Below are 12728 nucleotides of genomic sequence, written 5' to 3' on the forward strand. Positions count from 1 at the left end.
CATTTCACCTTAACTTAGTGTTCTATCCATACATCAAACCAGCTACTTGATGGCCAACGTGCAGTATTATGATGATTGTGAACTTTGGTATTAATCACAGAGATAAATTCACGTTCTGTAGCAAACCAGAGAGGTAGTTCGCGATTAACAATATCCACTAATTGAACATAAAGCGCTTTACGTTTGACTGGATCTATTTCGGTAGCGGCATTATCGATTAATTGGTCAACGGTTTCTGATTTCCAGCCATATTGATTTGTCCAAGGAGCACCATCAGGGCTACCAGAACGTAACCAAACAGTTGTCGATACAGCAGGATCGCCTCTATATTGGTGCCAACCCGTTGCAATATCAAAATCGTGAGCTTTATAAACGGCATTCAACGCACCAGCAGTGTCAAGATTAACGATAACTACATTAATGCCGACTTCCGCTAAAGATTGTTGGATGAAAGTTGCAAAAAGTGGTACATCTTCACCATTATTAATGTGGACTAATTTTAAGGTGAAACGCGTACCATCAGCTTTTCGTTGATATCCCGCTTCATCTAATAATTGTTCAGCTTTTTCTCTATCAAAAGGGTAAATAATTTTACTGTCCTTAGGATAAAAAGCGTTTGAGGATGGAATAATACCGGTTGCTGGTTTACCAAATCCATATAAAAAGTCATCAGTAAAAAATGGAATATCGAGTGATTGAACAATTGCTTTACGGACATTCAAGTTAGCAATGATTGGATTGCGGAAGTTAAATTCTAAGGTATTATTGAAAATATTAGCTTGAGAACCTTTTGTTAATACTTCGAATTTTTCGTTCTGCTTGAATCGATTAATATCGGCAAGGCTGAGTTTTGAGTAACTACTTAAATCAATTTGTCCACTTTCAAGCGCCGCTGACGCTGACGAATTATCGTCAATAATGCGCCAGATTATTTTATCCAAATAAGGATAACCTTTTCGCCAATAGTCTGGATTACGTTCAACGATAATATGTTGTCCGCGTTGATATTCAACGAACTTGAATGGTCCAGTGCCAACCGGCGCGGTGTTATAAGGATTATTTAATACATCGGTTCCTTCATATAAATGTTTGGGAACGACATAACCAAGATCAACTAAGGCTCTTAATAGTAAATCTAATGGCATTGGTCGAGAATAGTTGAAGACTACGGTATAGTCATCAGGCGTATCGACAGAAGTTAGATTAAGTTGTAATGCAGTTGAAAAGTTTAATCTTTTTTTCCAAAATTCAAGTGCATTATATTTAACATCTTGTGATGTAAATGGTTTGCCATCATGCCATTTAACTCCTTCACGTAATTTGAAGGTTATTGTTTTTCCATTAGGTGATGATGTCCATGATGTTGCAAGCACAGGAACAACGTGACCATCAGCATCAAGATCGACCAATGATTCAACTATTTTCCCCGACACTTCGTAGACACCAGTTGAGGCACGTAAAGCAGGATTGAGCACTCTTTGTTCTCCGGAATAATGAACGACTAATGTTCCACCGCGTTGGGGTGTTTTTTCATCAGCCATTGAATAAAAGGGCAACAAAATTGAGAGTAGTCCTATAATAAATATTTGTTTGATATTAAATGATTTCATGCATGCTCCTTACAATTATTGCCACCACATTTTAGATATTTATAAATATTGAAAATATTTAGGTATTAACTATAAAAATTTTTGGTAAAGATGAGAAATGCCGATATCGCATATTTATATTACTTTTAGTTATATATTTAGTTATGAAGTTAATTGGTGGGTCCTTATAACTATTAATTATCTGTTTTTATATGTTGTTGAAATTTAAAAACTGCGAATAGGTACAAAATGAAAAATAATTCTCATTTTTATTGATAAATGTGAAATAACTCATATTTTTTCTCAATAAATAGGCTAAAATAACATCAGTTATATTTTCAAATTGTCATTATTTTAGGAGAAACAGATGAAAGCTGCAGTTATTAGACAAGAATGCGATGGTCAAGTCGAAATTAAAGATATTCCGGTTCGTCCATTAGAGGCTGGGGAAGCTTTAGTTGAGGTTGAATATTGTGGGTTGTGTCATACCGATCTTCATGTTGCAGCGGGAGATTTCGGTAAAAAACCTGGCCGAGTAATTGGTCATGAAGGTGTGGGGATTGTGACTAAAATTGCCCCTGATGTAAAAAGCTTAAAAGTTGGTGATCGTGTTAGTATCGCGTGGTTCCATGCTGGTTGTGGTACTTGTGAATATTGTATTTCTGGTAACGAAACATTTTGTCGTAGTGCATTAAATTCGGGTTATAGCGTTGATGGTGGTATGGCTGAGCAATGTATTGTTAAAGCTGATTATGCGGTAAAAGTGCCTGATGGCTTAGATCCAGCTCAAGCCACCAGTGTGACTTGTGCCGGGGTAACCACTTATAAAGGCATTAAAGTCGCAGACACTAAACCGGGTCAATGGTTGGCAGTATTTGGTATTGGTGGACTGGGTACTTTGGCTATCGAATATGGTAAAAATGTTTTTAACAATAAAGTGGTAGCAATTAGTAACAGCGATAGCCAATTAGAGTTATGTAAAAAATTGGGTGCTGATTTAGTGGTTAATCCTAAAAAAGTAGCTGATGTTGGAGCCTATATTAAAGAGCATACAGGTGGTGGCGTTCATGGTGCAGTCGTAACTTCAGTGACTAAAACCGCATTTAATCAGGCTATTGGTTCTGTACGCCCATTAGGTCGCGTTGTTGCCTTGGGTCTACCTTCTGAAACAATGGATTTAAGTATTCCTAAGACCGTTCTAGATGGCATCCAAGTTCTCGGTTCATTAGTTGGTACTCGAGAAGATTTAGCGGAAGCATTTCGTTTTAGTGCGGAAGGTAAAGTGGTACCAATAGTTGAAAAACGCCCACTTGAAGATATCAATGACATGATTGACGAAATGAAAGCCGGTAAAATTCGTGGTCGTATGGTTATTGATATGAAAATGAAGAAAAAATAAACATTATAACCCAGTCGTTAAAAGTCAGCTTTATGCTGACTTTTTTATCAAGAAAATTACCAATTATTCTATCATTTGAAAGGCTTTTTAAGATTAAGGTTAATCTCCCTTGTGTTTTATAAATAAAGTCCTATCATAAGCCAATTTTGCTCACTTAGTTATTAGGTTTAAGGGGTTGTTTATGTCTGAGCATAATTTAGAGAATAATTTACGAAAAGATCTTGGCTTAGTTTCTGCATTATCATTGGTTGTTGGAATGGTTTTAGGTGCGGGAGCGTTTATGAAACCTCCAGCGGTATTAGAAGTAGCTGGAGATTATAACTTAGCATTGTTAGCTTGGATAATTGGTGGTGTTTTTTCTATTTGTGGTGGTTTAACACTATGTGAATTGGGCGTTATGTTTCCAAAAACTGGGGGTATGTTGGTTTATTTAGAAAAAATTTATGGCGCAAAAGTTTCACATTTATATGGTTGGATGATTACTGTTTTATTTGCGCCATCATTAGTTGGTGCATTGGTTGGTTATTTTAGCTCGGTTTTTTGTTTATTATTCGATATTAATGACTCCTATCGAATGGCAGTTAGTGCTGGTGTTTTGGGGTTTATTGCCTGCATTAATTCAATTGGCGTAAAGCAGGCTGGATACCTGCAAACAATGGCTACTTTTTGTAAGCTCGTTCCGATCTTATTGCTAGCAATATTCGGATTATGGAAAGGAAATGGTCAAGTTGCATTATTTAGTTCAAGTGGACAAGGTATTGAAACTACTGCTCCGTTTGCAGTAGCAATCTTGGCGACGCTATTTGCATATGATGGCTGGGCACAAGTTGCATCCGTTGCGGGTGAAATTCGTAATCCATCAAAAGTATTACCTAAAGCAATTATTTTAGGCATAATATTTTTAGTTATTGTTTATGCTTGTATTAATATTGCACTATTCAAGATATTTCCGGTACAAGAAATGGTTACGCTTGGGCATGATGCATCAGCAGTTGCTTCACAACGAATGTTTGGCCATTTGGGTGGTAATTTAGTTGCGGTTGGTATTATGGTTTCAATTCTAGGCGGTATTAATGGCTATATCATGACATTATCTCGAACTATCTTTAGTATGGGTGAGAGAGGAACCATTATTGGAGCAAAATTCCTAAGTACAATTGATGACGATAGTCGTTCACCGGTGAATGCAATTATTATCCTAGTTGTGTTTTCCTTCCTTTATTCAACCCTACTTGATGCTGATCGTTTATCTGAAATTTCGATGTTCTCAATTTGGGTATTTTATTTGTTAACCTTTATTGGGGTAATTATCGCTAGGAAAAAATTTGCTGATATACCAAGACATTATAAAGTAATTGGTTATCCAATTATTCCTATTATCGCTATTTTAGGTGCAGGTTATGTTATATATGGTATGTTAATTCACCAAACTGTAAATGGGATTGCCTCAATTGTGTTAACCTTGATTGGTTTGCCTCTTTACTACTATTTTGATAATAAAAATAAACATATTGAACTCTCACTTGGTGAAGTGAAGAAATATCAATTCAAAACCAAGTATATGATTGCGATATCTTCAATTATTATTGTTTCTGGTTTAATCACCTATGGTTATTTTGCGATCAAATAATAGTTCATTTTGATTATTAGAGAATTATTAATGAAAACCGACTTAGGTCGGTTTTTTATCAGTAAATAATTAAACTTAATCAACAATCAAACCATAAATATTTTGATCATGAAAAGTTTCATTAATATTTTCAGCTTGTTTTAATGTACCTTCATAACTAAAACCACAGCGTTTGGCTAAAGCATTACTTTTCTCATTATAAACAGTACACTTAATAACAAATCGCCTAATTATTTTTTGCATAGCATAATGCTTTATTAATGCATTGAGCGCCTCGGTCATTACTCCATTGCCTTGCATTGAACCATCTAACCAATAACCGATATAAGCTGTTTTGTTATTTTTATCAATCTGATTAAAAGAGAGTAAACCAATAGCTCGATGTTTTAGTAGAATAACATAGGTTTTGCTTTCATTCTGTTGATGTTTTAGCCAACAAGAATCTAAAAACAGAGCGGTATCTGCTTGGTTTTTCACAAATTTAGGCCAAGCCATAAATTGGCTAAAGTTCTCCCTATTGGCCACAATAACTTCATAAATATCTGATGTATATTGATTATTTGCTGGTACTAAACAAAGATGTTGATTGACATCAATCGTAGTATTTAGACTATTGGTCATTATTTATTCCTTTAAAAAACCACATTTGTTCAATGATTTTAAATCTATTAGCAAGTCATGTATATTGAATAAACTTTATTACCGATAATTGATTGACTAAGTTGTAGCGTGATGAAGGGATAAAATTGCCAGACTAGCAAGTCTGGCCTTTATAAAAATAATAACTTATTTTTATTCTTTATCTTGTTTAGGTTTTGTTAACACATTATGTACAACTAATAGAGCAAAAATAGCAATGAAGATACCCATAATAATATCTTTATTGAACCATTTTGCCATGTTGCCAAGGATAATCCCAACACCACAAAAATCTACATCTGAGAAAGTTGTATTAGAAAAACCAAGTGATCCTAAAACAGGTAATAAAAGTACTGGTAAGAAGGTAACTAATAAACCATTGGCAAAAGCACCAAGCATTGCACCGAGACGGCCACCCATTGCGTTACCAAATACCCCAGCAGTTGCGCCACAGAAGAAATGAGGGACAACACCAGGTAAAATAAGCACGGCGTTTAGCTGTCCTAGTACAAATAATCCGACTAATCCACCAAGAAAACTAAATAAAAAACCAATCAATACTGCATTGGGTGCATAAGGGAAAACAACCGGGCAGTCTAAGGCAGGTTTTGCATTTGGTACTAATTTTTCTGAAAAACCAGTAAATGCTGGGACAATTTCGGCTAAAATAAGTCTAACCCCTTGAAGAATAATAAATACACCTGCCGCAAATGTGATTGCTTCAATAATCGCATAAACTAAATAATTATCGCCATTACTTAGGTTTGCTTGAATATACTCAGGACCGGCAAATATTGCTAGAATTAAGTAGATAATCATCATAGTTAATGAGATAGAGATTGAACTATCACGTAAAAAACTTAAATTTTTCGGTAAATTCATCTCTTCAGTAGAACGAGAACCTTTACCAAAAGCACAACCCAGCCAACCAGCTAATACATAACCTAATGTACCAAAGTGACCAAATGCAACATCATTGTTTCCAGTTATTTTACGCATTTGTGGTTGTGCTAAAGCTGGGAAGAATGCCATGATCAAGCCTAGAACCAATGAACCAGTAAATACTAATTGCCAACCTTCAAATCCAGCAACGGTTAAAATAATACTGATCATGCATGCCATATAAAAAGTATGATGGCCGGTTAGAAAAATATATTTTAAGCAGGTGAATCTGGCAACCACAATATTGGCAACCATACCGAAAGCCATAATTAATGCTGTTGCGGTACCATATTCATTCAGTGCCATTGAAACGATAGCTTCATTATTAGGTATGATACCTTGAAGTTTAAATGCCTGTTCAAACATTAATCCTAAAGGCGTAATTGCGCTGATTAAAACCGTTGCACCACCACCCAATACTAAAAATCCTAAAATTGTTTTAACCGTTCCTTTTACTGTATCAGTGAATGATTTTCGTTGTGCTAATAACCCAACCATGGCAATTAGACCAACAAGTATTGCTGGCACTTTTAAGATATCAACAACGAATTTAATTACTTCTTGAATCATAGCAATACCTCATAATTAGGCTTTGTTGAAGTGCTCAACGAGTTTTTCTTCTAAATCGTTGATATCAATAATATTATTTAAAACCACCAATTTATCTTGCGGAATGCCAGAACTTGCCGCCAAATCTTTAGTCATCACAAAAAGATCTGCTTGTTCTGGTGTTGCTGAGGCAAGATCAGCATGTGTTACCTCTGCATCAATATTTAATTTTTTGAGGACTTTTTTGATATTCATTTCTACCATGAAACTACTACCAAGACCTGAACCACAAACTGCCATAATTTTCATATTATTTATCCTTTTATTAGTTTAATTTGATTTAATAACGATTGATCACTGTTAAAATTTCGTCACTATTTTTTGCATTGAAAATTGTCTGAATATCTTTTGTTTCAGCGAACAGTGTTGCTAATTGGGTTAACAATTCGATATGACTCGTACTATCACTAGCGGCCAATAAAGTAATTAAATAAACAGGGTCATTTTCTTCTGAATTGAAATTAACGCCATTTTTGACAAGTAACATTGATAACCCCAATTTGTTTACTCCTTGTTCTGGTCGAGCATGCGGCATAGCAATGCCAGGAGCTAATACATAGTAAGGACCAATTGATTTATGTAATTGAAAAATAGCGTCAATATAGTTAGAAGAGATTGAATTGTTATTCAGTAAAGGGGCTGCACAAATTTTTATTGCTTCTTTCCAATCTTGGACTGAATCAATAGTTTTTACAGTTTGACTAGTTAACCATTGATTTAACATTTTTCCTCCGAAAACCGATTTGGTATATTGTCAATATTACGATGATAGAAAATTAACACATTGGCTAACAATAATAATTTAAAAAAAATAAAAATGTGATAGCGCTATCATTTTTTCATCAACAATTTTTCAATTTTGTGATTTGGGTAGCATTTTTGATATATAGTTGTAAAAAATTTGCACAGCATAATATTATAATGTTTTCGTTTTATGCTTAACTCTTTTAATTAATGATTTAACATATTGTAATTATTGGTTTTATGGAATTTAGGAGTATAAATTTAACTACTGGTTAGTTTTACTTGAGATCGAATATGTCGGATACAAAAAAACGCAGGAGTACAGGTCAAACCACTTTATTTGACGTCGCTAAATATGCTGGTGTTGGTACCATGACTGTTTCGCGAGCATTGCGAACGCCAGATAAAGTATCGGATAAACTGCGTCAAAAAATTCAACTAGCCGTTGAGACATTAGGTTATAAACCTAACATTGCCGCCAGTTTGCTAGCCTCAGCTTCTGCCAATAAAGTTATTGCGGTCATTACTACAAAAATTTATGAAGATTCAATACGAATCGCACTCAATGCACTGCAAGCCTATTTACTTAAAGAAGGTTATACCACGATTATCTTTGAATCTTACTTTTTCTATAAGCGTGAATCACAACTGCTGGAGACTATCTATAGTAATAATCTTGAAGCGATATTACTCTTTTATATTGAAGATGAAGATTTTATTGAAAATATATTAAACAATAAAACTATTCCTACTTTCAATATTGGTAAATCGTATGATGAAGTGGCAAATATACATATTGAAGTGGATGATAGTTTAGCAATGTGTATGTTGACTGAACATGTAATAAAAAAAGGCTATCGTCATATTGGTTTACTTTGTGCTGACCACCAATGTCATGTTTTTCAACAAAGGTTACATGGTTGGCATAAAGCTATGTTAAACAGTCATTTGCCAACACATAGAATAATTAATCCGGCAAAGCCGGCTAATTTTAGTACTGGTAGTGCATTGTTACCTGATATCTTGTTAAACTGGCCTGAAATAGATGCATTAGTTTGTACTACCGATGAGTTGGCGTGTGGTGTGCTCTATGAATGTCAAAGACGACATATTCGAGTTCCTTACCAATTAGCCGTTTGTGGCTTTGGTGATAGTGAATTTAGTCAAGTAAGCATTCCGACTCTCACGACGATTTCGTTACCGTCAAAGAGAAAAGGCGAGTATATTGGTAACTTATTATTGAATAAATTAACCGATAGAAAGGACAATTCAAATTTCGAATTATCAACACTAAAACCAACCATTTATTCAAGAGATAGTTTGTAATTTAACTATAAAAATCATTTTGTTAATGGACACTCTAAGTTTAAATTTACACAATAGTGTGATAATAAAAAGCCTACTCAAAATAGGCTTTTTATATAAAATTGGTCGGCAAAAGAGAATTCGAACTTATTAATGGAAAGAGACGATGAAACTAGTAAAAGCAGAAGAGATTGAATTCTTCTATATATTCCCTGAGGATGATTTAATAAAAGAGGAAACAACATTAATCAATAACCTTACTTTGCCCAAGAGCCCAGATTTTCCAAATCTCCCAATGGGTAAGTATGTACCTGAGAAACTTATTAAAACGCTGCAAAATGGCACAGATACACGATTAGCAATTTATACAACAAGCATACGAAAGGTTCATTCTATAAAAGATTATTTTTATGCTTATGAAACTCGTTGCCTATTTTGGACTAACAAAGATATTAATTTAAAGGAATTAGATCAGAAAATAAGGGAGGATAGTTACACCGATGAAGATTTTCATAGCGCAATTATCACTCGTTTGCAATATGTATTTTGCCATCGTAATTGTCTAAATAAATATTTAGCTCTTACTTATGATCCTGCGATATATGAGTTAATGTATTTTCCTATAGCTTTTGCTAAACATAAATCCTATAGCGATTACTTTGTAAAAAAAATTCATATGACAAAAACGCTTAGATGCCCAAATTGTAATGAATCCTTAGGTATCATTGTAATAAGATTCTTTGATAAAGAAGATAATCTGTTATTAAAAACAATGTAATAAAATATTATGAAAGTGGCGCAATCAAAGTTTGTAATTATAAATCGAGAAAAAATTACTAATTAGTTAATGAAAAAAGGTATCACGTCATCACGTCGTTATGAAACAAATAAAGTAATTAGCAAGAGAGGATTCAAACTTATTAATGGGGTGAAACCATGAAATTAATAAAAGTAGAAGAGATTGATTTCTTCTATATATTCCCTGAAGACGATTTAATAAAAGAGGAAACAATATTAATCAACAACCTTGTTATACCGGAGAGCCAAAATTGTTTTAATCGACGAATGGGGGGATATGCCTCAAAACAACTTATTGAAACGTTGCAAAATGGCACGGATACACGATTAGCAATTTTTAAAGTAAACGCGCGATTAGCAACTATTCCTATAAAAAAGGAATATGATGCTTATCAAACACACTGCCTATTTTGGACCAACAAAGATATTAATTTAAAAGAATTAGACCAGAAAATAAAAGATGATAGTTACACCGATGAGGATTTTCGTAGCGCAGTTATCGCTCATGTGCAATATGCTTTTTGTCGTCATTGTCGCAGTAAATATATAGCTCTTGTTTGTGATAAAGAAATCTATATGTCCATGTATATTCCTAAACATATACCATTGAGCGATAACTATTATAAAAAAATAGATATGATAAAAACGATTAGGTGTCCAAATTGTAATGAATTTATAGGTCTTTTTGTTTTAAGATTTTTTGATAAAGTTGAAGATGGTAATTAATTATAATTGGTATTAAAAACAATATAATCAAACCTTAGGAAAATAAGGAGTTAGTGTTGGTAATTATTTATGGATAAAAACCAAAATTACTAATAGTCATGAAAAAGAGTATCACGTCGTTATGAAACAAATAAAGTAATTAGCAAGAGAGGATTCGAACTTGTTAATGAGGTAAAACCATGAAATTAATAAAAGCAGAAGAGATTGAATTCTTCTATATATTTCCTGAAGACGATTTAATAAAAGAGGAAACAACATTAATCAACAGCCTTGTTATTCCAAACAATCGGGTTAATAGACTAATGGGAAGGTATGAGTCTAAACAACTTATTGAAACGTTGCAAAATGGCACGGATACACGATTAGCAACTTTTAAAGTAAACGCGCGATTAGCAACTATTCCTTTAAAAAAGGAATATGAAGCTTATCAAACACACTGCCTATTTTGGACCAACAAAGGTATTAATTTAAAAGAATTAGACCGGAAAATAAAAGATGATAGTTACACCGATGAGGATTTTCGTAATGCAGTTATCGCTAAAGTGCAATATGTTTTTTGCCGTCATTGTCGCAATAAATATATAGCTCTTGTTTATGATGAAGAAATCTATATATCCATGTATATTCCTAAACGTGTACCATTAAGCGATAACTATTATGAAAAAATAGATATGATAAAAACTATTAGATGTCCAAATTGTAATGAATTTATAGGTCTTTTTGTTTTAAGATTTTTTGATAAAGTTGAAGATGGTAATTAATTATAATTGGTATTAAAAACAATATAATCAAACATTAGGAAAATTACGGAGTTAGTTTTTGTAATTATTTATGGATAAAAACCAAAATTACTAATAGTCATGAAAAAGGGTATCACGTCGTTATGAAACAAATAAAGTAATTAGTAAGAGAGAATTCGAACTTATTAATGGGGTGAAACCATGAAATTAATAAAAGCAGAAGAGATTGAATTCTTCTATATATTTCCTGAAGACGATTTAATTAAAGAGGAAACAACATTAATCAATAGCCTTGTTATACCAGAGAGCCAAAATTGGTATAATCGACGATTGAAAGGATTTGCGTCTAAGCAACTTATTGAAATATCCAAAATGGTACAGATACACGATTAGCAATTTTTGGGATAAATATACGTCCCCCTCTAAAAGATAATTATGATGCTTATCAAACACACTGCCTATTTTGGATCAACAAAGATATTAATTTAAAAGAATTAGACCAAAAAATAAAAGATGATAGTTACACCGATGAGGATTTTCATAGTGCAGTTATCGCTAAAGTGCAATATGTTTTTTGCCGTCATTGCCGCAATAGATATATAGCTCTTGTTTGTGATGATGATATCTATACGTTCCTATATATTCCTATTGCAGTTGATAAACATGTATCATTTAGAGAATACAGTGATAAAAAATTAGATATGATAGAAATTGGTAGATGCCCAAATTGTAATGAATTGATAGGCATTTATGTTGCGAGATTTTTTGATAAAGTTGAAGATGGTAATTAATTATAATTGGTATTAAAAACAATATAATCAAACGTTAGGAAAATGAAGGAGTTAGTTTTTGTAATTATTTATGGATAAAAACCAAAATTACTAATTAGTCAATGAAAAAGAGTATCACGTCGTTATGAAACAAATAAAGTAATTAGCAAGAGAGGATTCGAACTTGTTAATGGGGTAAAACCATGAAATTAATAAAAGCCGAAGAGATTGAATTCTTCTATATATTCCCTGAAGACGATTTAATAAAAGAGGAAACAACATTAATCAACAGCCTTGTTATACCAGATAGCCAAAATTGGTATAATCGACGATTGAAAGGATTTGCGTCTAAGCAACTTATTGAAATTATCCAAAATGGTACAGATACACGATTAGCAATTTTTGGGATAAATATACGTCCCCCTCTAAAAGATAATTATGATGCTTATCAAACACACTGCCTATTTTGGATCAACAAAGATATTAATTTAAAAGAATTAGACCAAAAAATAAAAGATGATAGTTACACCGATGAGGATTTTCATAGTGCAGTTATCGCTCATGTGCAATATGCATATTGTCGTCATTGCCGCAATAGATATATAGCTCTTGTTTGTGATGATGATATCTATACGTTCCTATATATTCCTATTGCAGTTGATAAACATGTATCATTTAGAGAATACAGTGATAAAAAATTAGATATGATAGAAATTGGTAGATGCCCAAATTGTAATGAATTGATAGGCATTTATGTTGCGAGATTTTTTGATAAAGTTGAAGATGGTAATTAATTATAATTGGTATTAAAAACAATATAATCAAACGTTAGGAAAA

At 33.1% G+C, this 12728-nt stretch carries 14 protein-coding genes; 9 read left to right on the forward strand and 5 right to left on the reverse strand.

Translation table 11 applies throughout. The features are described 5' to 3' along the window. Nucleotides 1-14 precede the first annotated feature (14 nt). Nucleotides 15-1610: an ABC transporter substrate-binding protein gene (locus AC5LXI_RS03780; RefSeq protein ID WP_493443594.1), complete on the reverse strand. Its 1596-nt coding sequence runs from the start codon at nucleotides 1608-1610 to the stop codon at nucleotides 15-17. 346 nt (nucleotides 1611-1956) lie between these two features. Between AC5LXI_RS03780 and adhP the strand changes: the two genes are divergently transcribed. Both adhP and AC5LXI_RS03790 read left to right on the forward strand, forming a co-directional pair. Beyond that, nucleotides 1957-2988 (forward strand): alcohol dehydrogenase AdhP, encoded by a 1032-nt coding sequence (adhP, locus tag AC5LXI_RS03785; protein WP_110434691.1) that lies wholly within the window; start codon nucleotides 1957-1959, stop codon nucleotides 2986-2988. A gap of 181 nt (nucleotides 2989-3169) precedes the next feature. Next, the gene (locus AC5LXI_RS03790; protein ID WP_493443595.1) at nucleotides 3170-4618 is read left to right on the forward strand and encodes an APC family permease; all 1449 of its coding nucleotides are present in this window, start codon (nucleotides 3170-3172) and stop codon (nucleotides 4616-4618) included. A gap of 75 nt (nucleotides 4619-4693) precedes the next feature. Here AC5LXI_RS03790 and rimL read toward each other — a convergent pair whose 3' ends face one another. From rimL to AC5LXI_RS03810, 4 genes are all read right to left on the reverse strand, one after another. Then, entirely contained in the window at nucleotides 4694-5239 is a 546-nt protein-coding gene (gene rimL / locus AC5LXI_RS03795) for a 50S ribosomal protein L7/L12-serine acetyltransferase (protein WP_493443596.1), read from the reverse strand. Nucleotides 5240-5410: 171 nt separating this feature from the next. Continuing rightward, nucleotides 5411-6769 carry a PTS ascorbate transporter subunit IIC gene (ulaA, locus tag AC5LXI_RS03800; protein ID WP_493443597.1) on the reverse strand — a complete coding sequence of 453 codons (1359 nt, stop codon included), beginning with the start codon at nucleotides 6767-6769 and terminating at the stop codon, nucleotides 5411-5413. A gap of 15 nt (nucleotides 6770-6784) precedes the next feature. Continuing rightward, nucleotides 6785-7057 carry a PTS sugar transporter subunit IIB gene (locus AC5LXI_RS03805; protein WP_110434695.1) on the reverse strand — a complete coding sequence of 91 codons (273 nt, stop codon included), beginning with the start codon at nucleotides 7055-7057 and terminating at the stop codon, nucleotides 6785-6787. Nucleotides 7058-7088: 31 nt separating this feature from the next. Further along, a complete protein-coding gene (locus AC5LXI_RS03810; protein ID WP_493443598.1) occupies nucleotides 7089-7532 on the reverse strand; it encodes a PTS sugar transporter subunit IIA in 444 nt (147 codons plus the stop codon). A 314-nt stretch (nucleotides 7533-7846) separates the two neighbouring features. Here AC5LXI_RS03810 and AC5LXI_RS03815 point away from each other — a divergent pair, with 314 nt between their 5' ends. From AC5LXI_RS03815 to AC5LXI_RS03845, 7 genes are all read left to right on the forward strand, one after another. Next, complete coding sequence (locus AC5LXI_RS03815) at nucleotides 7847-8878, forward strand: LacI family DNA-binding transcriptional regulator (protein WP_493443599.1); 1032 nt, start codon at nucleotides 7847-7849, stop codon at nucleotides 8876-8878. A 145-nt stretch (nucleotides 8879-9023) separates the two neighbouring features. After that, nucleotides 9024-9635, forward strand: a complete 612-nt coding sequence (locus tag AC5LXI_RS03820) for a hypothetical protein (protein WP_493443600.1) — start codon at nucleotides 9024-9026, stop codon at nucleotides 9633-9635. Nucleotides 9636-9793: 158 nt separating this feature from the next. Further along, nucleotides 9794-10381, forward strand: coding sequence for a hypothetical protein (locus AC5LXI_RS03825; protein ID WP_493443601.1), 588 nt, complete (start codon nucleotides 9794-9796; stop codon nucleotides 10379-10381). A gap of 179 nt (nucleotides 10382-10560) precedes the next feature. After that, a complete protein-coding gene (locus tag AC5LXI_RS03830; protein WP_493443602.1) occupies nucleotides 10561-11142 on the forward strand; it encodes a hypothetical protein in 582 nt (193 codons plus the stop codon). Nucleotides 11143-11322: 180 nt separating this feature from the next. Then, on the forward strand, nucleotides 11323-11514 hold the full coding sequence (locus tag AC5LXI_RS03835; protein ID WP_493443603.1) for a hypothetical protein: 192 nt from the start codon (nucleotides 11323-11325) through the stop codon (nucleotides 11512-11514). A 167-nt stretch (nucleotides 11515-11681) separates the two neighbouring features. Beyond that, nucleotides 11682-11912 carry a hypothetical protein gene (locus tag AC5LXI_RS03840; protein WP_493443604.1) on the forward strand — a complete coding sequence of 77 codons (231 nt, stop codon included), beginning with the start codon at nucleotides 11682-11684 and terminating at the stop codon, nucleotides 11910-11912. Nucleotides 11913-12094: 182 nt separating this feature from the next. Next, a complete protein-coding gene (locus AC5LXI_RS03845; protein WP_493443605.1) occupies nucleotides 12095-12685 on the forward strand; it encodes a hypothetical protein in 591 nt (196 codons plus the stop codon). The last annotated feature ends 43 nt before the right edge of the window (nucleotides 12686-12728 follow it).

This window comes from Gilliamella sp. LMG 34361 (genome assembly GCF_984569075.1).

Bases quoted from the DNA above. Each gene is read 5' to 3' on its own strand.
- AC5LXI_RS03780 (WP_493443594.1), bottom strand. From the start codon at position 1,610: ATGAAATCATTTAATATCAAACAAATATTTATTATAGGACTACTCTCA.
- adhP (WP_110434691.1), top strand. From the start codon at position 1,957: ATGAAAGCTGCAGTTATTAGACAAGAATGCGATGGTCAAGTCGAAATT.
- AC5LXI_RS03790 (WP_493443595.1), top strand. From the start codon at position 3,170: ATGTCTGAGCATAATTTAGAGAATAATTTACGAAAAGATCTTGGCTTA.
- rimL (WP_493443596.1), bottom strand. From the start codon at position 5,239: ATGACCAATAGTCTAAATACTACGATTGATGTCAATCAACATCTTTGT.
- ulaA (WP_493443597.1), bottom strand. From the start codon at position 6,769: ATGATTCAAGAAGTAATTAAATTCGTTGTTGATATCTTAAAAGTGCCA.
- AC5LXI_RS03805 (WP_110434695.1), bottom strand. From the start codon at position 7,057: ATGAAAATTATGGCAGTTTGTGGTTCAGGTCTTGGTAGTAGTTTCATG.
- AC5LXI_RS03810 (WP_493443598.1), bottom strand. From the start codon at position 7,532: ATGTTAAATCAATGGTTAACTAGTCAAACTGTAAAAACTATTGATTCA.
- AC5LXI_RS03815 (WP_493443599.1), top strand. From the start codon at position 7,847: ATGTCGGATACAAAAAAACGCAGGAGTACAGGTCAAACCACTTTATTT.
- AC5LXI_RS03820 (WP_493443600.1), top strand. From the start codon at position 9,024: ATGAAACTAGTAAAAGCAGAAGAGATTGAATTCTTCTATATATTCCCT.
- AC5LXI_RS03825 (WP_493443601.1), top strand. From the start codon at position 9,794: ATGAAATTAATAAAAGTAGAAGAGATTGATTTCTTCTATATATTCCCT.
- AC5LXI_RS03830 (WP_493443602.1), top strand. From the start codon at position 10,561: ATGAAATTAATAAAAGCAGAAGAGATTGAATTCTTCTATATATTTCCT.
- AC5LXI_RS03835 (WP_493443603.1), top strand. From the start codon at position 11,323: ATGAAATTAATAAAAGCAGAAGAGATTGAATTCTTCTATATATTTCCT.
- AC5LXI_RS03845 (WP_493443605.1), top strand. From the start codon at position 12,095: ATGAAATTAATAAAAGCCGAAGAGATTGAATTCTTCTATATATTCCCT.